This window comes from Streptomyces venezuelae, assembly GCF_008642275.1.
Taxonomy (GTDB): domain Bacteria; phylum Actinomycetota; class Actinomycetes; order Streptomycetales; family Streptomycetaceae; genus Streptomyces; species Streptomyces venezuelae_E.
In genome coordinates this window covers 7,334,761-7,355,542 of sequence record NZ_CP029189.1, presented here as the reverse complement: position 1 = coordinate 7,355,542, position 20,782 = coordinate 7,334,761, and the positions used below count along the sequence as shown (strand labels likewise).

At 74.0% G+C, this 20,782-nt stretch carries 24 protein-coding genes; 8 read left to right on the top strand and 16 right to left on the bottom strand.

All coding sequences use genetic code 11. The features are described from left to right. The first annotated feature begins 94 nt into the window (after positions 1 to 94). Positions 95 to 547, top strand: a complete 453-nt coding sequence (locus tag DEJ51_RS32580) for a MarR family winged helix-turn-helix transcriptional regulator (RefSeq protein WP_150261208.1) — start codon at positions 95 to 97, stop codon at positions 545 to 547. 48 nt (positions 548 to 595) lie between these two features. Here DEJ51_RS32580 and DEJ51_RS32575 read toward each other — a convergent pair whose 3' ends face one another. From DEJ51_RS32575 to DEJ51_RS32560, 4 genes are read right to left on the bottom strand one after another with little or no spacing between them, the layout of a single operon-like run. After that, a complete protein-coding gene (locus DEJ51_RS32575) occupies positions 596 to 1,105 on the bottom strand; it encodes a hypothetical protein (protein WP_150261207.1) in 510 nt (169 codons plus the stop codon). Further along, positions 1,102 to 1,788: an RNA polymerase sigma factor gene (locus DEJ51_RS32570; protein ID WP_223836077.1), complete on the bottom strand. Its 687-nt coding sequence runs from the start codon at positions 1,786 to 1,788 to the stop codon at positions 1,102 to 1,104. The genes DEJ51_RS32575 and DEJ51_RS32570 overlap by 4 nt, the downstream gene beginning before the upstream one ends. 8 nt (positions 1,789 to 1,796) lie before the next feature. Continuing rightward, positions 1,797 to 2,243: an LPXTG cell wall anchor domain-containing protein gene (locus tag DEJ51_RS32565; RefSeq protein ID WP_150261206.1), complete on the bottom strand. Its 447-nt coding sequence runs from the start codon at positions 2,241 to 2,243 to the stop codon at positions 1,797 to 1,799. Positions 2,244 to 2,286: 43 nt separating this feature from the next. Next, positions 2,287 to 3,816, bottom strand: coding sequence for a PLP-dependent aminotransferase family protein (locus DEJ51_RS32560; RefSeq protein ID WP_150261205.1), 1,530 nt, complete (start codon positions 3,814 to 3,816; stop codon positions 2,287 to 2,289). Between the two features lie 29 nt (positions 3,817 to 3,845). Between DEJ51_RS32560 and DEJ51_RS32555 the strand changes: the two genes are divergently transcribed. After that, positions 3,846 to 4,880: a DMT family transporter gene (locus DEJ51_RS32555; protein ID WP_150261204.1), complete on the top strand. Its 1,035-nt coding sequence runs from the start codon at positions 3,846 to 3,848 to the stop codon at positions 4,878 to 4,880. 226 nt (positions 4,881 to 5,106) lie between these two features. On the opposite strand, the gene DEJ51_RS32550 is transcribed toward DEJ51_RS32555, so the two are convergent. Further along, the gene (locus DEJ51_RS32550) at positions 5,107 to 5,736 is read right to left on the bottom strand and encodes a class I SAM-dependent methyltransferase (protein WP_150261203.1); all 630 of its coding nucleotides are present in this window, start codon (positions 5,734 to 5,736) and stop codon (positions 5,107 to 5,109) included. A gap of 103 nt (positions 5,737 to 5,839) precedes the next feature. Between DEJ51_RS32550 and DEJ51_RS32545 the strand changes: the two genes are divergently transcribed. Next, on the top strand, positions 5,840 to 7,717 hold the full coding sequence (locus DEJ51_RS32545; RefSeq protein WP_150261202.1) for a serine/threonine protein kinase: 1,878 nt from the start codon (positions 5,840 to 5,842) through the stop codon (positions 7,715 to 7,717). An 84-nt stretch (positions 7,718 to 7,801) separates the two neighbouring features. On the opposite strand, the gene DEJ51_RS32540 is transcribed toward DEJ51_RS32545, so the two are convergent. Continuing rightward, entirely contained in the window at positions 7,802 to 8,302 is a 501-nt protein-coding gene (locus DEJ51_RS32540; protein WP_150261201.1) for a GNAT family N-acetyltransferase, read from the bottom strand. 62 nt (positions 8,303 to 8,364) lie between these two features. After that, positions 8,365 to 8,739, bottom strand: a complete 375-nt coding sequence (locus tag DEJ51_RS32535; RefSeq protein WP_150261200.1) for a YbjQ family protein — start codon at positions 8,737 to 8,739, stop codon at positions 8,365 to 8,367. A gap of 470 nt (positions 8,740 to 9,209) precedes the next feature. Between DEJ51_RS32535 and DEJ51_RS32530 the strand changes: the two genes are divergently transcribed. Further along, positions 9,210 to 9,656 (top strand): SH3 domain-containing protein, encoded by a 447-nt coding sequence (locus DEJ51_RS32530; RefSeq protein WP_150261199.1) that lies wholly within the window; start codon positions 9,210 to 9,212, stop codon positions 9,654 to 9,656. Positions 9,657 to 9,702: 46 nt separating this feature from the next. Here the strand turns inward: DEJ51_RS32530 and DEJ51_RS32525 are convergent, their stop codons facing one another. From DEJ51_RS32525 to DEJ51_RS32500, 6 genes are all read right to left on the bottom strand, one after another. Next, positions 9,703 to 10,062: an NTP pyrophosphohydrolase gene (locus DEJ51_RS32525; protein ID WP_150261198.1), complete on the bottom strand. Its 360-nt coding sequence runs from the start codon at positions 10,060 to 10,062 to the stop codon at positions 9,703 to 9,705. A gap of 13 nt (positions 10,063 to 10,075) precedes the next feature. Further along, the gene (locus DEJ51_RS32520; RefSeq protein WP_223836076.1) at positions 10,076 to 11,074 is read right to left on the bottom strand and encodes an AAA family ATPase; all 999 of its coding nucleotides are present in this window, start codon (positions 11,072 to 11,074) and stop codon (positions 10,076 to 10,078) included. Between the two features lie 3 nt (positions 11,075 to 11,077). Beyond that, on the bottom strand, positions 11,078 to 12,286 hold the full coding sequence (locus DEJ51_RS32515; protein WP_150261197.1) for an RNA ligase: 1,209 nt from the start codon (positions 12,284 to 12,286) through the stop codon (positions 11,078 to 11,080). A 57-nt stretch (positions 12,287 to 12,343) separates the two neighbouring features. Then, a complete protein-coding gene (locus DEJ51_RS32510) occupies positions 12,344 to 13,030 on the bottom strand; it encodes an epimerase (protein WP_150261196.1) in 687 nt (228 codons plus the stop codon). Between the two features lie 36 nt (positions 13,031 to 13,066). Further along, the gene (locus tag DEJ51_RS32505) at positions 13,067 to 13,501 is read right to left on the bottom strand and encodes a VOC family protein (protein ID WP_150261195.1); all 435 of its coding nucleotides are present in this window, start codon (positions 13,499 to 13,501) and stop codon (positions 13,067 to 13,069) included. Between the two features lie 87 nt (positions 13,502 to 13,588). Next, entirely contained in the window at positions 13,589 to 14,545 is a 957-nt protein-coding gene (locus tag DEJ51_RS32500; protein ID WP_223836075.1) for a tellurite resistance/C4-dicarboxylate transporter family protein, read from the bottom strand. A gap of 328 nt (positions 14,546 to 14,873) precedes the next feature. Here DEJ51_RS32500 and DEJ51_RS32495 point away from each other — a divergent pair, with 328 nt between their 5' ends. After that, entirely contained in the window at positions 14,874 to 15,329 is a 456-nt protein-coding gene (locus DEJ51_RS32495) for a DoxX family protein (RefSeq protein WP_150261194.1), read from the top strand. 117 nt (positions 15,330 to 15,446) lie between these two features. Here the strand turns inward: DEJ51_RS32495 and DEJ51_RS32490 are convergent, their stop codons facing one another. Further along, on the bottom strand, positions 15,447 to 15,851 hold the full coding sequence (locus tag DEJ51_RS32490) for a DUF5997 family protein (RefSeq protein ID WP_150261193.1): 405 nt from the start codon (positions 15,849 to 15,851) through the stop codon (positions 15,447 to 15,449). A gap of 58 nt (positions 15,852 to 15,909) precedes the next feature. Between DEJ51_RS32490 and DEJ51_RS32485 the strand changes: the two genes are divergently transcribed. The 3 genes from DEJ51_RS32485 to DEJ51_RS32475 all read left to right on the top strand — a co-directional run bounded on the left by DEJ51_RS32485 (position 15,910) and on the right by DEJ51_RS32475 (position 18,351). After that, a complete protein-coding gene (locus tag DEJ51_RS32485; RefSeq protein WP_150261192.1) occupies positions 15,910 to 16,722 on the top strand; it encodes a LysR family transcriptional regulator substrate-binding protein in 813 nt (270 codons plus the stop codon). Positions 16,723 to 16,829: 107 nt separating this feature from the next. Next, positions 16,830 to 17,945 carry a PP2C family protein-serine/threonine phosphatase gene (locus DEJ51_RS32480; protein ID WP_150261191.1) on the top strand — a complete coding sequence of 372 codons (1,116 nt, stop codon included), beginning with the start codon at positions 16,830 to 16,832 and terminating at the stop codon, positions 17,943 to 17,945. Between the two features lie 34 nt (positions 17,946 to 17,979). Further along, on the top strand, positions 17,980 to 18,351 hold the full coding sequence (locus DEJ51_RS32475) for a VOC family protein (RefSeq protein ID WP_190620811.1): 372 nt from the start codon (positions 17,980 to 17,982) through the stop codon (positions 18,349 to 18,351). Between the two features lie 439 nt (positions 18,352 to 18,790). Here DEJ51_RS32475 and DEJ51_RS32470 read toward each other — a convergent pair whose 3' ends face one another. Together DEJ51_RS32470 and DEJ51_RS32465 are read right to left on the bottom strand one after the other, a co-directional pair. Beyond that, positions 18,791 to 19,678: an ABC transporter permease gene (locus DEJ51_RS32470; protein WP_150261190.1), complete on the bottom strand. Its 888-nt coding sequence runs from the start codon at positions 19,676 to 19,678 to the stop codon at positions 18,791 to 18,793. Next, complete coding sequence (locus tag DEJ51_RS32465; protein WP_150261189.1) at positions 19,675 to 20,760, bottom strand: ATP-binding cassette domain-containing protein; 1,086 nt, start codon at positions 20,758 to 20,760, stop codon at positions 19,675 to 19,677. Before DEJ51_RS32465 ends, DEJ51_RS32470 begins: the two co-directional genes overlap by 4 nt. Positions 20,761 to 20,782 lie beyond the last annotated feature (22 nt).

Genomic DNA, 20,782 nt, shown 5'->3' with positions numbered 1-20,782 from the left:
CAGACGCGGGATATTTGCAAGCGCTGGCTATTGCGCGTGTGGACTATCCTGGGGGTCACACACCCCAGCCCGGGACGCTTCGACGGAGGAGCCCATGACGGCCACGGACAGCGCGCTCACCGCCCTCTCCCAGGGGTGGTGCGCCCTCTCCCTCCTGCACGGTCGGATCGAGGCGCACATCGAACGGGCCCTGCAGGCCGGCCACGGCCTCAGCGTGCGCGAGTACTCGCTGCTCGACGTCCTCAGCCGCCAGCACGACGGGCCGGGCGGGCACCTGCGGATGCACCAGGTCGCCGACTCCGTGGTGCTCAGCCAGAGCGCGACGACCCGGCTGGTGAGCAGGCTGGAGGACCGCGGCCTGCTGAACCGCTACATCTGCGACACCGATCGGCGGGGCATCTACACCGATGTGAGCGAGGCGGGCCTGGCCCTCCTGGCCGCGGCCCGCCCCACCAACGACACCGCCCTGCGCGAGGCCCTGGACGAGGCCTCGCACGTACCTGAACTCGCCCCGCTGGTCACGGCGGTGGAGAACCTACGGCGCTGAACCGCGCCCGCGCGGGGCCCGGCCCGCGCCACCGCGTGGGCAGGGCCCTCAGCGCGGGGTGGAGCTCGACGGCGGCGAGGACGTCACCACGGCTCCCCGCGCGCCGGACGGGCTCGCCGACGGGGGTTCCGATCCCGACGCCTTGGGCGAGACCGGGACCGACGGGCTCGCCGACCCGGTGGCGGGCGGGGACGGGGACGGCGTCGGCCGCCCCGATCCGGAGGGCCGCGGGGCGGGTGACGTCGGGTCCTGCGGGGACGGGCCGGGGGCCGTGATCCGCGGCGGGGTGGCCGGCAGCCCCGGGCCGGGTGACGGATCCGGGGCGAGCAGCAGGTAGCCGATCCCGGCGGCCGCCGCTGCGGCCAGGCCCGCCAGCGGCAGCGCGAACCGCCGCAGCCCCGCCATCGGCCGCCGCCCCGAGTGCGCCCCCGGCGGCTCCGCGGGCCGCAGCCGGCGGATGTCGATGCCGTCCGCGCGCGCGTCCAGAGCCTGCCGCAGCCGGCGCTCGACGGGCCGCTCGGCGAGGTGCTCGGCCAGGCGTTCGCCGTCACGCGTCATATCCGTCCCTCCAGAATCCGTTCCAGGGCGTCCAGGCCGCGGCTCGCGTTGGACTTCACCGCTCCCCGGCTGATCCCGAGGGTGGCCGCTATCTCCGCCTCGCTCAGATCGGCCCAGTACCGCAGCACCAGCACCTGGCGGCGGCGCGGCGTGAGCCGGCCGAGCGCGGCGAGCACCTCGCGGTGCGCCTCGTCCAGGACCACGTGGTCCTCGGCGGACGGTATGTCGACCGCCGCAGGCGGGGTCCAGGCCCGGACGGTGCGCCGGCGGCGGAGCACCGAGCGCGAGGTGTTGACCACGGCGGTGCGCAGGTAGCCCAGCGCGTTGTCGACCTCGCTGATCTGCTCCCCGTGCCGCCGGTAGAGGGCGGTGAAGGCGTCCTGGACCACGTCCTCGGCGGTGGCCAGGTCGTCGACGAGCAGCACCGCGAGCCGGACCATCCGCAGCCGGTGCGCGTGGTAGAGCTCGGTGACGGTGGGCGGCCGCTCGTCGCCGTGCCCCGTGTGGCCGTACGGGGACGAGTGCCCGTACGAGGAGCCGTACGAGGGGCCGTACGCGGAGCCGTAGGACCGCGGGGAGACCGGCGAGGCGGAACGCTCCCGGTGCAGCAACGACCAAAGGCCCCGCCACGCCCGGCCGAAGCCGGGCGTGAGGGGGCCGACGGATGACGCGAGTCGGAGCACGGGATTCCTCAGCTGTTGGCGCGGCGCCGTACGGCGTACAGGGCTCCCGCGCCGACGAGGACCAGACCCGTGGCCCCCGCCCCCATGGCGATGGTCGTCGCCGAGGAGCCAGTATGCGCGAGCTCCGCCGGGCCGGGTGCGGCGGCGGGCTCCGACGGCGACGCACTGGGCCTGGTGCTCGAACCCGGGGCAGACACGCTCGCGCTGGGAGCCGCGCTGGGGGCGGCACTCTTCGCCTCGGAGCCCGCGCTCGGCGGGGTGCTCACGGACGGGGACGGCTTGACCCCGCCCGCGCTGGGCGAGGCGCTGGCGGGCGCGCTGACCGACGGGGAGGGCGCGGCCGAGCTGCCGCCCGCGGCGAAGGCGGGACCGGCGAGGGCGACGGCCGCTCCGGCGGCCGCGGCGGTGACGGCCGTCCGGCGGAAGGCCAGGGGGACGCGCAACAGGTTCTTCACGGTGGTTCTCCACGGTCGGGTCGAGGACGCGGTACTGCGCCCTTCACCCCCGCACGACGCGCGTCCCGCCGGGAGGTTGCCGCCGTTCCGGAAAAACTTTCCGACCGGTTGCCGGGGCCCCGGCCGGGATCTTCCCGAGGGCCGTGGCCAGGGTGGCGATGCCCTGCTCGATCTCTCCGGCCGAGCCGGCCGCGTAGCCGAGGATCAGGCCCGGCGGCCCCGGCCTGACCCGGTGCCAGGACAGCGGATGGGTCTTCACGCCCAGCGCCAGGGCAGCCGAGGCCAGAGCCGTGTCGTCGAAGCCGGCCCCGTCGAAGGTGACCATCAGGTGCAGCCCGGCCGCCGCGCCGTGCACCCGGGCGCCGGGCATCAGCTCGGCGAGGGCCCGCAGCATGGCGTCGCGGCGCCGGCGGTGGCGGCGCCGGACGTGGCGCAGGTGCCGTTCCAGTTCGCCCGAGTCCGTCAGCCGGGCGAGGACGAGCTGGGTCAGGACCGGATTGCCGAGGTCCGCGTAGCGCTTGGCGGCGGTCACGGCGTCCCGCAGGCGCGGCGGGACCAGCAGCCAGCCCAGGCGCAGGGCGGGGGCCAGGAGCTTGGACACGCTGCCGGCGTAGCAGACCGCCTCGGGCAGCAGGGCGCGCAGGGCGGGGACGGGGGCCCGGTCGTAGCGGTGCTCGGCGTCGTAGTCGTCCTCGATGACCAGGCCCCCGGCGGCCGCCCAGCCGAGCAGGTCCCGGCGGCGCTCGCCGTCGAGGACGACACCGGTCGGGAACTGGTGCGCCGGAGTGAGCAGCACGGCCCCGGCCCCGCTCGCCCGCAGCGCGGCCACGTCCAGCCCGGCCTCGTCCACCGGTACGGGGACCGTCTCGATCCGCCCGTACTCCAGCTGCTGCCGGGCGCCCAGCGAGCCCGGGTCCTCCACCGCGATCCGGTGTACGCCCTCCTCCCGCAGGACGTGTGCGAGCAGCGCCAGCGCCTGGGCGACGCCCGCGACGACGACCACCTCGTCGGGGTCGGCCCGGATGCCCCGGTTCCGGGCGAGCCAGCCGACGACCGCCTCGCGCAGTGCGGGCGCGCCCTGGGGGTTGCCGTAGCCGAAGTCGGCCGGGGTGAGGGAGGCGAGGACCCGGCGCTCGGCCTGCAGCCAGGCCGTGCGCGGGAAGGCGGTGAGGTCGGGCACTCCGGGCGAGAGGTCGATCCGGCACGGTTCGGCGCGCAGGGCGTCGACGAGCCCGCCGCGCTCCGCCGGGCGGGTGGGGGCGGCGACCGGTGGCGGGGCGGCGACGACCACGGTGCCGCCCCGGCCCCGGCCGCTGACCTGGCCCGTCTCGGCGAGGCGCTGGTAGGCCTCGGTGACGAGCCCCCGGGACACCCTCAGTTCGGCGGCGAGGACACGGCTGGCCGGAAGCCGGCTGCCGACGGGGAGGGTGCCGTCGGCGATGGCCGCGCGGAGCCGGCCCGCCAGCCATTCGGTGCGGCCGCCCGGCGGGGCCTGGCCGACGTCGAGCTGCAGGAAGTCCGATCCGCTGGGCGTTTTGGACCCCTCGGCTGCGCCCTCTTTGGACCTGCTCATGGGGCCATTGTGCGGCCACGCTGGCTTCCATGCAGACACAGCCCGCTTCCACCCCGGCCTCGACCTCCACGTCCACGTCCGCCTCGGCACCTGCCTCGGCACCCGTCTCGGCACCCGCGGCAGCCTCCGCCCCGTTCCGCGCCCTGGTTCCGGGGATCGCGGGAATGGCACTGGTCGGCAGCAGCGTCACGGTCTCGCGGGCGCTCGTCGGCGCCCCGCTGTTCGCCACCCAGGCCGTCCGGTACGTGGCCGCCGCGCTGCTGCTGTTCGGTCTGGCCCGGGCCGCCCGGGTGACGATCCTGTGGCCCCGGGGCCGGGAGTGGCTGTGGCTCGCCGGGATCGCGGCGGCCGGGCTGGTGCTGTTCAACGTGGCCGTGGTCCGCGGGGTCGCACACGCCGAACCGGCCGTGATCGCCGTCGCGGTGGCCTCCGTACCGATCCTCCTGGGCCTGCTCGGCCCCCTCCTGGAGGGACGCCGGCCCAGCCGCCGGGTGCTGCTCGCGGCTCCGGTGGTGGTGGCCGGGGCGGTACTGGTCGAGGGGACGGGCCGCACGGACGCCGCGGGCGTGGCCTGGGCCGCGCTCGCGCTCGGCTGCGAGGCCGCCTTCACCCTGCTCGCGGTGCCGGTCCTGCGCCGGCACGGGGCGTGGGGGGTGTCCGTGCACGCGGTCTGGCTGGGCGCGCTGATGCTGGTGGGGCTCGCGGTCGCCTTCGAGCGTCCCGCCGGGCTGTGGTCGCTGGGGCGTGCCCAGTGGGCGGCCGCCGGCTACCTCGCCGTCATGGTGACGGCGGTGGCCTTCCTGCTCTGGTACCGCACGGTGACCGCCGTGGGCGCCGGCCGGGCCGGCCTGCTGACCGGCATCGCGCCGCTGGCCGCGGCCGGTGCGGGGGTCCTCACGGGCAGCGGGGTCCCGGGCCCGGCGGTGTGGCTGGGCCTGCTGGTGGTGATCGCGGGTCTGGCCGCGGGCCTGCGTCCGGACCGTGCCCCGAGGGCGGCCGCCCGGGCGGAAGGGCCCGCGCCGGACGTCCCCTCGGCTCCTCGACCGCAGGAGCCGACGGGGTGACGTGCCGGGGACGACCGCCGGTCTCCGGCGCGTGCCGGACGCGCCCGTCCGGCACGGGGCGCGGCTGCGCCACGGGCCCGGCAGGACCGCCCCTCCGCGGCCACGGGACGCACCGGGGACCGCGTCCACGGCACACGGCGGACCGCTGCCGCCCGCTCGGGGCAAGGGCAGCGGGCAGCAGGGCAGCGGGCAGCGGCACCACGTGCCGGCCCGGTGCGTGGGCCCGTCACATGCACCGGCGCGCGTAGCAGAAAAGGTGCTCCTCGGGTCCCGCCCGGTCGTCGGCGGGCTGGAAAGGCGCGGTGTGGTGGTGCAGCACCTCCAGGCCCAGGCCGGCGAGCCGGGCCAGGTGGTCCTCCGTGGAAAGGCTGCTGACGGTGACCTCGTGGCCCATCCACTCGATGTCCAGGCCCCGGATGTCCCCCGGCACCGTGGCCAGCACGAGGTACCCGCCCGGCGCGACCCAGGACGCCATGCGGTCCAGCGCGGCCGCCACCTCCGGCTGGTCCATCACCAGCAGCGGGAAGAAGGAGCACACCGCGTCGAAGCCGGCCCGCCCGGGCGTATAGGTCCGTACGTCGGCCTGCTCGAAGCGGGCCTGCGGGACACGGGCGCGGGCCAGTTCGACCATGGCCGCGGAGACGTCGATGCCGGTGACGGCGCAGCCGGCCCGGACCAGCGCCTCGGCGGTCGGCCGGCCGGTACCGCTGCCCACGTCCAACACCCGCGCCCCGGAGGGCAGTCGGGCGATGAGCCAGTCGAGGGCGGCCAGTTGACCGGGAACCCGACCGAACACCTCCTCGTAGCGCTCTCCCAGCGCGTCGAACACCTCCGCCGCCGACTTGCGTTGACTCATCGGGCCGCCCCTTCGTCTCCGGAGCACCACCGTAGCGGCGCGGTGCGTCCGGGGTCCGCTCCCCCGTTAGGATCTGGTGCCAGTGATCTTCAAGGGGGAGCCCATGACCAACACCGACGACGCCGTACTGAGACCGCTCGGCCCGGAGGATCCGCAGGAGATCTCCGGGTACCGGCTGCTCGCGAAGATCGGCGAAGGCGGTATGGGTTCCGTCTACTTCTCACGGACCCGCGGGAACCAGCCGGTCGCCCTCAAGGTCATCCGCCGCGAGTTCGCCCAGGAGCAGGACTTCCGGGTCCGTTTCGAACGCGAGGTGCAGGCCGCCCGGCGCGTGCAGGGCTACCACATCGTGCCGGTGCTCGACCACGACACCAGTGGCGAACAGCCTTGGCTGGCCACCGCGTTCGTGCCGGGCCTGGCGCTCGACGACGCGCTCGCCACGCACGGCCCGCTGCCGCTGCCCGCGGTGTTCCAGCTGATCGGGTGCACGGCGCAGGCCCTGCACTCCATCCACGCCGCCTCGGTGGTGCACCGCGACCTCAAGCCCAGCAACATCCTGCTGGGTTCCAACGGCCCGTGGGTGATCGACTTCGGGATCGCGCGGGCCACCGACACCACCCAGCTGACCCGCAGCGGCGGGTTCATCGGGACGCCGCAGTACATGTCCCCCGAGCACGCGCTCGGCCGGACGGTCACCGCGGCGACCGACGTGTTCGCGCTGGGTCTGATCGCCGCGGTCGTGGCCACCGGCCGCCACCCCTACGGTGACGGCGCGGGTCTCTCCATCGCCGCCGCGATTGCCAACACCCCGCAGCAGGCACCGGATCTGAGCGGCTACCCGGAGCAGCTGCGCCGGCTGTTGGAGCGCTGCCTGCACTCCGATGCCGGTCAGCGGCCCACCCCGGCGGAACTCGCCGAGTGGTGCGGCCGGGAGGCGGGCCGGGAGCTGCGGGACTTCGACGGCTGGCTGCCCGCGCCGCTGGCCGCGGAGATCGCGCGGCGCGAGCTGGCGGCGCAGTCGCAGGCCCAGGCACCGGTGCCGGTGCCGTCCCCGACGCAGTTCTCGGCACCGGCGCAGGCCCCGGCCCCGCCCTCGTACGCACCCACGCAGGCGCCGTCGTACCCGCCCACGCAGGCGCCCGCCCAGGCGCCGGGGCCGGTCCCCGCGGCGTACGCGCCGACCCAGGGCCCGGGCGGCGCGGTGGGCGGCCCGCACCCGCCGCAGTACGGCGCGCCGACCCCCGCACCCGGCTACGCACCTGCCTACGGCGCGCCGACCGGCCCGACCGCCGCCCCCGCCCCCGCGGCGCGTCGCAGCCGGGTGCCGCTGGCCGTCGGCGCGGGCGCCTTGGTCCTCGCCGTCGCCGCTGGCGGCACCTGGTACCTCACGCGCGAGGAGGGCAACGGCGCGAAGCGGACCGCGGGCGACAGCAAGGAGAAGCCGGCGGAGTCCCCGAAGGACGCGTCGCCGGCGGCGCAGGCCGGCGGCCCGACCCCCTCGGCCTCGGCTTCGGCCTCGTCCTCCGGCGCATCCGGCGCATCCGGCGCATCCGGCGCGCGCACCTACACCGCGGTGTTCAAGGACAAGCCCGTGAAGTTCCTGGCGCCCAGGGAGTTCGGCAAGTACAACGACGTCGACCTCGACTTCCCCAAGGTGGCACCGTTCGGCGACATCAGTTCGTCGGACCAGGAGCTGACGATGGCCTACGACGGGATCCGGACCGCGACCTCGTTCGGCAAGAGCAAGGGCGCCACCCCCGAACAGTGCGAGACCGGGGCCGCCACCGATCCCATCCCGAACAAGCTGCGGGAAGCCGACCTCACGGGCGCCGACAGCACCATCGTCCAGGGCGACCTGCTGTGCACCGTCACGAGCAAGGGCAACCTGGCCATGGTGAAGATCGTCAGCCTCGAACCCTCGACCGAGAAGAACTACACGACCCCGACGTACATGACCGAAGTGACGCTCTGGAAGCGGTAGTCGCCGCCCGCGGGTGATGCCCCGCCCGGCGCCGCGAGGGTCGTCGTGGCCATCGCCGCATGGCCACGACGACCGCTCGCCCGTTCACACGGACCGTTCCATGCAGACCAGGCCGTCCCGCTCGTCCCACGACGCGGTGACGGTGAATCCGAGGCGTTCGTACAGCGCGATCGCGCCCGTCCGCCAGTCCCACACCGACAGCCGCACCGCCTCGGCGCCGCTCTCCCCGGCATGCGCGAGCGCGGCGCCGACCAGTCGGGACGCGATGCCCTGTCCGCGGAACTCCGGGGCCGTCCAGAGCCTCTTCACCTCGTGCCGCCCCGGGGCCGAGTCGGTCACCACCAGGCATCCGACCGTGGTGTCCCCGCTCAGCGCCAGCAGCACGAGGTCGTCGGCGAACGCGGCCCGCGGATCCGCGATCTCCGCCCGGTAGCGGTCGGGCAGGGCGTCCGCACCGGCGACGGGCGTACCCTTCTCGGCCTCCGTCCGCAGATGGTAGGCGGCCAGCAGCCCGGCCAGGCCGTCCTGGACGGAGAGGTCCCGACCGGGCCGGCGCACCACGACAATCTCGCATCGATCGTTCACCGGGCGAGCATCTCAGCAGGGGCCGGGCGGCCGTCGGGCGGGTCGGGCGGAGGCCGGGAGGATCAGGCGGAGGCGGGGACGAGGACGACGGCCGTTCCGTACGCGCACACCTCGGTCCCGACGTCCTGTGCGTCGGTGACGTCGAAGCGCATCATCAGCACGGCGTTCCCGCCGCGCGCCTTCGCCTGTTCGATGAGCCGGTCCATGGCCTGGTTACGGGTCTCCACCAGGGTCTTGGTGAGGCCCTTCAGCTCGCCGCCGATCATCGACTTCAGGCCCGCGCCGATCTGGCTGCCCAGGTGGCGGGAGCGGACGGTGAGGCCGAAGACCTCGCCGATGACGCGCTCGACCCGGTAGCCGGGAACGTCGTTGGTCGTCACGACGAGGACGCCGCTCTCATGTGCGCCGGCGCCGCCGCCGTAGTCATCGATTCCCATGGCACCCACTCTCGCGCGGGCCTGCGCCACCCGCACCCCGGGGCGCTCGATCAGGGCATGCGGGCCGCGAGCCCGCCGCGGCGCGCTACCACCACTGGACGGGTGCGTAGGTACACCTCAACCTCCTTGTGTACCACTCAGGTTGTACGGCACGGCCTCCCTCGGCGGTAGACCGGTCTCATCCCCTGGATGGGCGCGGTCCGGGTGGCCGGACCGTAGATTTGCCTTCGCCGGCCAGGCGGCCGGCACCGGCCCAGTCCCCCCGGGGCCCCGTTGCGTGGCCGTGCCCGTTCGGGGGCGGGCACGGCCACGCACCCCCAGGGTGCAAATTGGTCATATCGGGTTAAAGGACGGTGAGCCACCGGGGTTACGCGCCCCGCCCTCGTCATAGTCGTCCCTGGCAACCGCCTGGTTGCCGCCCCGTGCCGCGCGTCGCGGCCGGGTGGATGTCTTCGTAGAGGAGCCGGCTCATGCTGAAGCCCACCAGAACCACCCTCGCTCTCGCCACCGGAAGCCTGGTTCTCGGTCTGGTCGGAGCGGGCGCCGCCGTCGCCGACGACGGTTCGGAGAACCTGCCGCCGCGGGAGATCGTCGTCGGCGGAGGGTCCGCGGAGCCCGGTGTGTACCCCGAGCGGCACGTGACCGGCAAGGTCGTGTCGAAGGGCCCGCTGACGGTCCGCAGCAAGCCGAGCACCCGCTCGCAGTCCCTCGGCCACGTCTACCCGAACAGCAAGGTCGAGATCGACTGCAAGAAGTACGGTGACAACGTCGACGGCAACCGCATCTGGTACCGCCTGGCCGACCGGAACGCGAACTGGGAGCACGAGGCCGGGGCGCCCAAGCGCGCCTACGACAAGGAGCGCTGGGTCTCCGCCCGCTACGTCAAGAACCTCTCCGAGGTGAAGTACTGCCGCTGACCCCGTCCCCGCCGGCCGTCAGGCCGGCAGGTCGGCAGGTCGGCAGTCAGTCCACCGGGCGTACGGCACGCGGCCCCACGCATTCCACGCCGTACGCCCGGACCCGTTCACGCAGTTCCCGGTCGGCCGTGACCACGACACAGCCGCGTTCCGCGTACGCGGCGGCCAGCTCCACGATCCGGTCGTCACCGCTTCCGGGCGCCGGGTCCACCCGTACGCCGGGAACGGACTCGACGCCCCGGGCGGCGCCTTCGACGACGAGGACGATCTCCTCGTCCCCGGCCCGGCCGGCCAGCAGGTCACGCAGCCGGACGGCCGCGCCCCGCCGGTCCCGCCACCAGCCGTCCGGCACGGAGCCGACGACGTTCGCGCCGTCCACGATCAGCACCTTCCGCGCGGCGTCCACGGCGGCCCGGCCCTCAGAAGTCGCCGTAGTTGACCTGCCAGGTGGGCAGGCCCATCCGGCGCCAGATCGCGACCACCCGGTCCCGGTCGTCGAGCGAGACCCGCACCGCGTACCGGTGGCGCACGTGCGTGTCGAACAGCTCCGCCTTGACCACGTCGTCGCGGCGGGTGTCCCCCGCCGCGCGCATCCACAGCTCGTCGTACGGCACCTCGTGGCGCCGCAGCCAGGACTCCGTCTGCGGACGGTGCTCCTCGCCGCGCCCCGACAGCAGCACGATCACGTCGCCGTCGGCGCGGCGGAAGGCGTCCAGCGCGTGCCGTACCGGCTCGTTGAGCAGGTCGAGCTCACAGCGCGAGAAGTCGTACGGGCCCCGGTCGCCGGTCAGCGCCAGCGTGCCGTCGATGTCGCACATCACCGCGGCAGGCAGCGCCGGGTCGGCGACGTACTCCGTCACGGGCGGCGCGGCCACCCCGCTCGCCCCGCCGTTCATCCACTCCGACGTCAGCCGCCAGCCTCCCCGCCGGGCCTTCTCGTGCTTCTCGGCCAGGATGCGGATGACCTCCTCGCCGACCTGGCGCTCGCGCGCGGCGTCCCGGCGCAGGCACTCCTCCAGCGGGACGCCGGTGAAGTCGTGCACGACGAAGGTCGCGAGACCGCCCACCGCCGCCTTGAGCCGCTTGGGGATGTTCTTGGTCAGGTGGGTGTTGTCGACGACCACGTCGAAGCCGCCGTCGACCGCCGCGCGGACCGCCGCGTCCTGGATGGTCAGCACGGTCTGCTCGTGCCGGAAGCTACGGCCCCGCGCCGGGTCCGGGAGGTCGAGCATGAGCCGCAGGTCGTCGAGGTTGACGCGGCGCATGCGGCCACCGGCCTCGGCCTGCAGGGCGCGCGCGGCCGTCGTCTTGCCGGAGGCCGGCAGGCCCGTCATGACGTGCACGACGGGGAGCGGGGCCCCCTCGGCGGCGGCCACGGCGTCGTTCGCGTCCGTGAGGGCGGGTGTCTCTTCGGACACGGGTCAGTTCTCCTCGTCGTTCGTGAAGGGGTCGGACGTCTCCGGCCGCACGTTGCGCCAGACGGCCAGTTCCGTGGACCGGCCGTCCAGGCGCAGGAACATCGCGGCGCGGATCTCCCGGTCGGGCAGTGCCTTCACGGCCCGGGCGAAGGCCCCCCGGTCGGCTGCCAGGTGCGCGAGGCCCTCGTACGCCTCGTCGATGGCGCGCTCGCGCCGCGCGAACTCGCTCTCGATCCGCTCGATCACCTCACGCACCCACGTGTCGAACTCGTCGGGTACCTGGTCCAGCAGCGCGTCGAGGGGCTTGCCGCCCGAGGCCTCGATCTCGGCGACGGTGGTACCGAGGCCCTGGGCCAGCTGCTTGAGGGGCAGGCCGGCGAACCGCTGGATGCCATGGGCGCGCCAGATGTCGCGCTCGGTGGCCTTGGTGAGCAGCCGGTGGAGCCGTACGTACTCGGACAGCTTGGCCTTGGCCCGCACGCCGGAGGCGAAGCGCAGCACGAAGCCCTCCGCCTGGGTACCGGTCGCCGGGGCGCCGCCGGGCAGGACGTTGGACTCGGTGAGCGCGATCAGCTCGTCGATGGGCATGGCGGGCCAGACCGTGACGACGGAGCCGATTCCCGCCCAGTGGGACGCGGCCTCGGCGAGCGGGACCTCGGTCCCGTCCAGACCGAAGGCGGCGAGCAGGACGAGGTCCCGGCGGTCGCCGTAGTCGACGACGATACGGTTCTGCGGGTACAGGATCTCGGCGAGGTAGGTGGTGCCGGGGCGCAGGGCCGCGGTGTCCCGGCCGTCGAGCCGGCGCTGCGCCCAGGTCGCCTGGGCGCTGATGAAGGACCCCTTGGAGGCGACCCGCCAGCGGCCCGCGTAGTGGAAGACTACGGCGAGGCTGCCGTCGACCTTGTCGTAGACCTCGAAGGCCTCGTCCGGGAGGGCGGGGGCGTACGGCTGACCCGACTCGTGCTCGCCGACGTTGAAGAACTTCGGCAGGGGCAGGGCGACGATCGCGCCCGTCTCGTCGTCGGCGACGAGGCCGCGGCAGCGTGTGGTGACGTCGTTCCAGACGCGTTCGTACTGGGCGGTCCGTGTGTAGGTGTAGATGGACAGCGGCAGTTCGGGGTGCGACTTGCGCGTCACGTACCCGGCGTCGATCGATTCCGCCAGCGCCTGTGCGGGCAGCAGGTCATGCAGAGTCAGGGTCTCCTGGCTCATGGGGTCCTCCCGGTTTGAGATGGCTCATTCTCACGTGCGGGAGGGTGTGCCCGGTAGTCAATTATGCCTGGTCGGCGCCGCGCCGAGACGGTTGATGTCGGCGGGCCGCAGGATGTGGCCGGGAATCTCGGTGCCGGGCGCGGCGACGGCGATCATGGCACGGCCGAAGGCCTCGGAGGTGATGACGAGGTTCGGGGCGACCCGCCGCACGAGCGGGACCAGGGGGCCGAGGACGGCGTAGAACACCCGGGACAGCCGGGCCTTGGAGGGCACACCGCGCACCGGCTGGACGATGCCGGGGCGGAACATGTAGGCGCGGAAGGGGAGTTCCAGGAGGTCGTTCTCGGTCTTCCCCTTGACCCGCGCCCACATGGAACGGCCCTGTTCGGTGCTGTCCGTGCCTTCGCCGGAGACGTAGACGAAGGTCATGCCGGGGTTGGCGGCGGCCAGCGGCCGGGCGACGGCGAGCGTCAGGTCGTAGGTGACGTGCCGGTAGGCCTCCTCCGTCATGCCGACGGAGGAGACCCCGAGGCAGAAGAAGCAGGCGTCGAACGCGGCCGGGTCGATCCCGGCGGCGGCCAGGTCGGACGGATCGCTCTGGACGCACTCGCGCAGCTTGGGGTGGCTGACGCCGAGCGGGCCGCGTCCGACGGCGACGACGCTCTCGACCGCATCGTCGCGCAGGCACTCCCGCAGGACGGCCCGGCCGAGCATTCCGGTCCCGCCGAAGAGGATGACGTTCACGGACGCAGCCTACGTCGTGCGGGCGCCGTGTCCGCCCTAGTGCGAGACGCAGAGCTCGTTGCCCTCCGGATCGGCGAGTGTCGTCCATGTGCTGGGGCCCTGGCGGCCCTCGTGGAGGTGCTCGGCGCCCTTGGCTACGAGCCGTTCGACCAGTGCCTTCGGGTCGTCGGAGCCGGTACGGACGTCGAAGTGGACCCGGTTCTTGACCGTCTTGGGTTCGGGGACGAACTGGAAGAGGACGCGGGGCGCGCCCTCCAGGCCCTCCGGGTGGCGGATCGCGGCGCCGGCCTTCCAGACGAGGGTGCCCCGGTGGGTCTTGGTGTCGTCCTCACTCGCGTGGCCCGCCTCGATCAGGCCGCGGATGAACTGCTCGTCGCTCGGCTCCACTTCCCAGCCGAGGGCCTCGGCCCACCAGTCGGCCAGCGTGTGCGGGTCGGTCGAGTCGATGGTCACCTGGAATGTGTACGCCATGCCGGGACCCTACTGAGACACCGGCGCCCGCACCGGCACCGACGCGACACGGCGCCCGGGACGGGCGTCCGCCGGGCGGTGCGGGAGTCAGTGGCCGGGTGCGCCGCGCCCGGCGGTGAGGTGCGAGGCGACCAGCGCGGCGAAGGTCAGCAGCCAGGCGCCGACGGCGATCCAGAGCAGTACCTCGCCCAGCGGGCGCAGCCAGTCGACCCCGGCCGGACCCGCCACGGAGAGGCAGGCGGTGGCCGTCATGCCGAGCGGGAAGACGGTGGCCCAGCGCCGGATGTCGTAGCGCGGCCTCGGGTGGCGCAGTTCGGCGGCGAGGAGGACCACGTACCAGACGAGGGACAGGGCGAGGAGGGCCAGGGTGACGTTACGCAGCGTGGTGTGTGCCGTGCCGGTCCATACGGGTGACGCGGTGAGCTTGGATCCGGCCAGGGCGGAGATGGAGAGCGCACCGCCCGCCACCCAGTGGTCGCCCGCCCCGCCCACCACCTCGCGCAGGTCGAAGCGGAGGAGGGCCGCGAGGTAGAGCAGCAGGCCGAGGCAGAAGGCGGCCAGCGCCGCCCGCGCCAGCAGGTCGTGTCGGCCGGCGTCGGCGAGGGACGCGGCGAGGAGGGAGAGGCCCTGGGTGGCCACGCAGCCGAGGAAGGCCGCTCCCGGCATGCGCCGCCGCCAGTGCCGCAGGACGTTGAACAGCAGCCCGGGCCAGAGCACGGCCGCCAGGACGAGCAGTACGGCGGCCGCCGTCTGCCAGCCCTGCTGCGCGAGCCGGGCCCCGATGACGGTGGTCGCGGCGACGGCCGTCAGCGCGGCCGGAGTGTCGGCCTCGGCACGGAACCGCCCGCGGTCGCCCAGCAGCCGGGAGACGAAGTCGGCGGCGAGTACCAGCCACAGCGCCCCGGCGACGGCCAGCGCCGCCAGTGACGCCGCGTCCCGCCCGGTCAGGCGCAGGCCGGCGGAGATGATGCCGGTGGCCATGACGGCGGCTCCCGCGGCGGGCGGGAGCCCGGTCCACCAGTCACGTCCGGGGAGGATGCTCACGCGTCCAGCGGACCCCACGGGTCGGCCGACGGCCTTCGGGCGGGGCCGACGCGCCGCGCGAACCACACGGCCGGACGCGCGACCAGGTGCGCACGGGATCGGGCGGACCCGGGCGCGGCGCACGGGCCGGGATGCGGGCCGGGATGCGGGCCGGTGTGCGGGCCGGTGTGCTGCCTGCCGGGTACGGGGTGGCGTCGGATCCCCTCTGCGGGTGGCCGGAACTCGCGCTTGTCAGCCCGGTTAGGTCTACCTAACCTATGGCTCGCCTCACGATCGAGAACGCCGGCACGACTTCGGAACCCGTCCCCGACCGAAGGACCCTCCCCCCATGAACGCACGTCTCGACCATGCCCAGCCCTACGCCGTGGGCCTGTTCCGGATCGTCACCGGACTGCTCTTCGCCTCGCACGGCGCCGCTTCCCTCTTCGGTGTCCTCGGCGGTGCCCACGGCGGCGGAACCATCGCCACCGGCACCTGGCCCGGCTGGTACGCCGCCGCCATCCAGCTCGTCGCCGGAGCCCTGGTCCTGTTGGGTCTCGGCACCCGGGCGGCCGCTTTCGTCGCCTCCGGTTCGATGGCCTACGCGTACTTCACCGTGCACCAGCCCGGTGCGCTGTGGCCCCTGCAGAACGGCGGCGAGGCCTCGGCGATGTTCTGCTGGGCCTTCCTCCTGCTGGTCTTCACCGGCCCCGGCGCCCTGGCGGTGGACGGGCTGTTCTCCACGCGTTCGGCACCCCCGGCCGGGCGGCGGGACGAGAACCGCCCGGAGGCCGTCACCGCCTGAGGAATCGGTTCGGCGTCGCCGGTACCGGCGCCGTCCGCCCCCGACGCAGTCGGCGAAAGGCGTCAGGCCTGGCCTCCCCGTGGGGAGGCCAGGCCTGACGGAAGGCGCAGTCGCGGGTCAGGAGCGCTGGTCGCGGGCCTTCTCGGCGCGCTCCGCGTTCTTCTCCTTGATGCGGACCGCTTCCTTGCGGACCTCGGCCTGGGTGGTGCGCTCGCGCTGGAGCCACTCGGGGGCTTCCTGCTTCAGCGCTTCGATCTGCTCCGTGGTGAGCGGCTCGGTGACCCCGCCGCGGGCGAGGCCGGCGATGGACACGCCGAGCTTGGCCGCCACCACCGGCCGGGGGTGCGGACCGTTGGCGCGCAGCTCCTTGAGCCACTGGGGCGGATCGGCCTGGAGCGCACTCAATTCACTGCGCGAGACGACACCCTCCTGGAACTCTGCGGGGGTGGCCTCGAGGTACACGCCCAGCTTCTTCGCCGCGGTCGCGGGCTTCATCGTCTGGGTGTTCTGGTGCGACGTCATGGTGTCAAGGGTATCGAGCGTGTGCGCTACCTCCGACCACGACCGGTAACCTTGCGGCGTGACAGGCTCGGAAGTACCCCATTCGTTCCGGCTCGCTTATGTCCCGGGGGTGACACCCAGCAAGTGGGTGCGTATCTGGAACGAGCGGCTGCCCGACATCCCGCTGACCCTGGTCGCGGTGGACCCCGTCGAGGCGTGCGGGGTGCTGCGCGCGGGCGGCGCCGACGCCGGTTTCGTGCGGCTGCCGGTCGACCGTGACGACCTCAGCGCGATTCCGCTCTACACCGAGACGACGGTGGTCGTGGTCCCCAAGGACCACCTCGTGGCCGCCGCGGAAGAGGTGTCCACGGAGGACCTCGCCGACGAGATCGTGTTCCACCCGCTCGACGACACCCTGGACTGGGAGCAGCTGCCCGGCAAGCCGGCGATCGAGCGTCCCGAAACCACGGCGGACGCGATCGAGCTGGTGGCCGCCGGAGTGGGCGTCCTCGTCGTCCCGCAGTCCCTGGCCCGCCTGCACCACCGTAAGGACCTGACCTACCGGCCCGTCTCCGACGCGCCCGCCTCGCGGGTCGCGCTGTCGTGGCCGCAGGAGCAGACCACCGATCTGGTGGAGGAGTTCATCGGGATCGTCCGCGGCCGGACCGTGAACAGCACGCGGGGGCGGGCACCCACCCCGCCGCAGCCCAAGGCGAAGCGCAAGCGCCCGGAACCGGGTTCGGGTGGCGGCGGGCAGCGGAAGTCGGGAGCCGGCGGCACGTCCTCGTCCGGGAAGCCGGCGGGCAGGAACACCCGCGGGGCCTCGGGCGGCAGCAAGGGCGGAAAGGGCGCCAAGGGCGGAAAGGGCGGCAGGCCCGGCCGGCGCCCGTAGGACCGGCCGGCGCCATGAGGACCGGCCGGCGCCCGTAGGACCGGCCGGGCCGCCTGCGACGGCCGGGCTTCGGGGATCCGGCTCACCTCACGGTGTATGCAGGAGGGATGGATCTCCGGCCGCCGTCGCACCCCCGTCACCACCGGCCCCCCGCGGTGAGCCACGCGCAGCTGGCGGTCCCGTTCGCGCTGATCGCGCTCGTCACGGCGATCGACGTGCTCGCTCCGCCCGAGGTGCACCTGGGACCGTTCCTGGCCGCCGCGCCGGCCGTGACCGCGTCGTTCGCGGGGCCCCGGATGACGGCGTTCGTCGGTCTGGTCGCCGTGCTGGCCCAGGTCGTGGTGGCGACGGCGCGTACCAGCCTGACGGATCTGAACCACACCTTCCAGATCATCGCGCTCGTGATGATCTCGGTGTTCGTGACCTTCTTCGCCCACCTGCGCGAGGTGCACGAGAAGGAGCTGACCCAGCTGCGTTCGGTGGCGGAGACCGCGCAGGAGGTGGTCCTGCGGCCGCTGCCCGACCGGATCGGTCCGCTGGGCGTCGCCTCCGTGTACCTCGCCGCCGCGGCCGAGGCCCAGATCGGCGGGGATCTGTACGCCGCCGCCCGGACGGCCACGGGCACCCGGCTGATCATCGGCGATGTCCGGGGCAAGGGGCTGGAGGCGGTCGGGGACGCCGCGCTCGTACTGGGCGCCTTCCGGGCCTCCGCCCACCAGGAGGCCGGACTGCCGGCCCTGGTGGACTACCTGGAGGCGGCGGTCTCGGCGGACCTGGACGGTGCCGGGGACGAGGGCGAGAGCTTCGTGACCGCGGCCGTCCTGGAGATTCCCGACGCGGAGCCGGTGGTGCACCTCGTCAGCTGCGGTCATCCGCCGCCGCTGCTCGTGCTGCGCGACGGCGGCGCCGAGCTCCTGGAAGTGGACCGGCCCGCGCCGCCGCTGGGGCTCGCCGGGCTCGTGCCGTCGACGGCCACCGCGCAGACCTTCGCCTTCGCCGAAGGCGACGTCCTGCTCCTGTACACCGACGGTGTCCTGGAGGCCCGCGACGGGGCGGGCGCCTTCTACCCGCTGACGCGGCGCGTGAGCGCGTGGTCGGGACTGCGCCCGCAGGCGCTGCTGGAGCGGCTGTGCGAGGACCTGCTCGCGCACGCGGCCGGCAACACCCTGGACGACGACGCGGCGATGGTGGCCATCGAGCGGCCCGCGGCACCGGCACCGTAGGCCGGGCCCGGCGCCGGTTTGCCAGAATCGGATCATGCTGACCCTGGGAACGATCGTCATGGGAGCCGCGGACGTGCGGCGGGCCGCGCAATTCTGGAGCCGGGCGCTGGGGTACGTGCCCCGTGACGGCCAGGTGGACGACGGCTGGACGGTCCTGGTCCCGGCCGACGGCGGCGGTCCGGGCCTGGCCCTCGGCCGCAGCTCCACGCCCGTGCAGGAACGGCCGCGGGTCCACCTCGACCTGTACGCGGCGGACGCGGCGGAGCAGGCGGCGGAGGTGGCGCGGCTCGTCGCCCTGGGGGCCCGGCACGTCGACTGGGATTCCTATCCGGAGGACCCGGATTTCGTGGTGCTGGCCGACCCCGAGGGCAACCGCTTCTGCGTCATCGACGCCACTCACGGCTGATGTCATCGGCCGGTAGAGCGGTGCGACCCGTGCCCTGGGGTATTCCACTCCCCGAACGGCTTCGCCCGTGACGGGATGCGGCTCACCGAGCAGAAACACACCCCGTTCCTACGGTTTCCACGACCCGGAGATCAGGAATGCGGGAACGCCCGACCCGCACGCACCCGGAATTCATCTGCGCGACATTCGGGGAGCCCTTGCGTGCGGCCCGGCCCAGCCCGGCAAGAGCGGACTTGGCTTCGGCACGTGCGGATACCCGGGAAACGGAACAAGTGCGCTGGGGCGTCGGCACGACGGATACGAACTGAAATGGCGAAGGGGGACACGTGCTCGACTCCGGCCGTTCGGGGATTCCCCTGGCGGAGGACGCACCCGGAAACGGCGGTCCACCGGCCAGTGACGGAGTGTCACGAGGGTGGTCGGGCCGGGCCGGGTGAGCCTACTCGGGGCGCTTGAAGCGGTGGGCGGCCCAGAGGAGGGCCAGGGCGCCGGCCGCCAGGAGAGCGGCGGCTTCGAGGACCAGCGGGGGGCGGCTGCCGAACCACTCGATGCCCGCCGCGGTCGCCCGGTCCGGGAGACGGAGCGTGATGGAGCGGCGGAGCAGGTCCACTCCGTAGGCGATCGGATTGACGGCGGCCAGGGAGCGGGCCCAGCCCGGCAGGCTTTCGAGCGGGAAGAACCCGCCGGAGAGGAACAGCAGGGGCATCATCACGACGCCGAGCAGCATGTGGAAGACCTCGGCCCGCTGGAGGCTCACCGCCAGGGCCAGGGACAGGGCGGTGAGGGTGAAGGAGGCAAGGATCATGCCGCCCATGAGCAGCGCCAGCAGCAGCGGATCGTAGGGCAGGCCCACCGCGCCGGCCAGCGCGAGGAGTACGGCGCCCTGGACCGCGGCGACGGTGGTGCCGCCCGCGCAGCTGCCCAGGAGCAGGGTGGTGCGGCTGACCGGGGCCATCAGGAGCTCGCGCAGGTAGCCGCTCTGCCGGTCGGTGATCAGACGGATGCCGACCATGATGGCCGGGGTCTGGACGGTCATCATCAGCATGCCGGGGAAGAGGTAGGTCTGGTAGCCGACGCCCAGCGTGGAGGTGGGGATCAGCGCGGCCAGGCCGCCGCCGAGGATGAAGAGGTACAGCACCGGCTGGAGCAGCATGAGGGCCGTGTGGGTGGGCTGCGAGGACAGGCGCAGCAGGTCGCGGTGGACCAGGCCGTGGACCGCGCGCAGTTCACGCCGCAGGCGGGTCGGTGCGCGGCCGTCCTCGGCGGCGGCCTCGGGAGTGTCGGGGGTGTGGGGGGTGTCGGGGGCGCCGAGCGCGGGTGCGGTCATGCCTCCCTCCCGGCTTCCGTCCGCGTCTGCGGGGGCCGGGCGGTGGTGATGCTGCGGCCGGTGTGGTGGAAGAAGACGTCGTCGAGGGTGGGCGGGGTCGCGGACGCGGCCCGTACGGGGATGCCGTGGGCCGCCAGTGCCGCGCACAGGCGGGGGATCCAGGCACTGCCGTCGGGTACGCGTAGAGAGAGACCGTCGCCGTCCTGGGTGAGGGCGGCGCCCGGCGGCGCGGTGTCCCGTACGACCGCTCGCGCGCCCGCGTCGTCGCCGGTGCGCAGGACCACCCGGTCGTCGCCGATCGCGGCCTTCAGGGCGGAGGGTGCGCCCTGGGCGACCAGGCGGCCCGCGTCGATGATGGCGAGGCGGTCGCAGTGCTCCGCCTCTTCCAGGTAGTGGGTGGTGACGAAGAGCGTGGTGCCGTGCCGCTCGCGCAGTGCGCGCAGGTGGTCCCAGACCTGGGCGCGGGCGTGCGGGTCGAGTCCGGTGGTCGGCTCGTCGAGGAAGAGGATGCGGGGCTCGTGCAGGAGCCCTCGGGCCAGTTCCAGGCGTCGCCGCATGCCGCCCGACAGGGTGCGGACCGGGGATCGTCGCCGGTCGGTCAGGGCGACCGCTTCGAGGGTGTCGGTGACGCGCCGGCGGGCGTGGCGGCGGCTCATCCCGTAGAGGCGCGTGTGGATGTGGAGGTTCTGTTCGGCCGTCAGGTCCGGGTCCAGGGCGCTGTGCTGGAAGAGCATTCCCACGTGTCGTCGTACGCGGTCCGGCCGGCCGGTCACGTCTGCTCCCGCGACGACGGCCCGTCCGGCGGTGGGACGGGCCAGGGCGCACAGCATGGCGATGGTGGTCGACTTCCCGGCGCCGTTGGGGCCGAGGAAGGCGAAGGTCTCGCCCTGCCGCACGTCGAGGTCCAGGCCACGGACGGCGTGGACGGTGGTGCCGTCCGGGCCCGGGTAGCTCTTGACGAGGCCGCGGGTACGGATGGCGTACGCCGGTTCGGGCGCCGACCCGGTGGTGTCGGGGGCCGCGGGCGCGGCTGTCAGGAGCAGGGCCTGCGCGGGGGCGTCGTCACCGGGGGGTGGCTGCATGGGCGGTCCTCGTCTGCCGGGT

Bases quoted from the DNA above. Each gene is read 5' to 3' on its own strand.
- DEJ51_RS32550 (WP_150261203.1), bottom strand. From the start codon at position 5,736: ATGAGTCAACGCAAGTCGGCGGCGGAGGTGTTCGACGCGCTGGGAGAG.
- DEJ51_RS32535 (WP_150261200.1), bottom strand. From the start codon at position 8,739: ATGGGAATCGATGACTACGGCGGCGGCGCCGGCGCACATGAGAGCGGC.
- DEJ51_RS32560 (WP_150261205.1), bottom strand. From the start codon at position 3,816: ATGAGCAGGTCCAAAGAGGGCGCAGCCGAGGGGTCCAAAACGCCCAGC.
- DEJ51_RS32475 (WP_190620811.1), top strand. From the start codon at position 17,980: ATGCTGACCCTGGGAACGATCGTCATGGGAGCCGCGGACGTGCGGCGG.
- DEJ51_RS32505 (WP_150261195.1), bottom strand. From the start codon at position 13,501: ATGGCGTACACATTCCAGGTGACCATCGACTCGACCGACCCGCACACG.
- DEJ51_RS32555 (WP_150261204.1), top strand. From the start codon at position 3,846: ATGCAGACACAGCCCGCTTCCACCCCGGCCTCGACCTCCACGTCCACG.
- DEJ51_RS32480 (WP_150261191.1), top strand. From the start codon at position 16,830: ATGGATCTCCGGCCGCCGTCGCACCCCCGTCACCACCGGCCCCCCGCG.
- DEJ51_RS32490 (WP_150261193.1), bottom strand. From the start codon at position 15,851: ATGACGTCGCACCAGAACACCCAGACGATGAAGCCCGCGACCGCGGCG.
- DEJ51_RS32465 (WP_150261189.1), bottom strand. From the start codon at position 20,760: ATGCAGCCACCCCCCGGTGACGACGCCCCCGCGCAGGCCCTGCTCCTG.
- DEJ51_RS32515 (WP_150261197.1), bottom strand. From the start codon at position 12,286: ATGAGCCAGGAGACCCTGACTCTGCATGACCTGCTGCCCGCACAGGCG.
- DEJ51_RS32495 (WP_150261194.1), top strand. From the start codon at position 14,874: ATGAACGCACGTCTCGACCATGCCCAGCCCTACGCCGTGGGCCTGTTC.
- DEJ51_RS32470 (WP_150261190.1), bottom strand. From the start codon at position 19,678: ATGACCGCACCCGCGCTCGGCGCCCCCGACACCCCCCACACCCCCGAC.
- DEJ51_RS32575 (WP_150261207.1), bottom strand. From the start codon at position 1,105: ATGACGCGTGACGGCGAACGCCTGGCCGAGCACCTCGCCGAGCGGCCC.
- DEJ51_RS32580 (WP_150261208.1), top strand. From the start codon at position 95: ATGACGGCCACGGACAGCGCGCTCACCGCCCTCTCCCAGGGGTGGTGC.
- DEJ51_RS32545 (WP_150261202.1), top strand. From the start codon at position 5,840: ATGACCAACACCGACGACGCCGTACTGAGACCGCTCGGCCCGGAGGAT.
- DEJ51_RS32530 (WP_150261199.1), top strand. From the start codon at position 9,210: ATGCTGAAGCCCACCAGAACCACCCTCGCTCTCGCCACCGGAAGCCTG.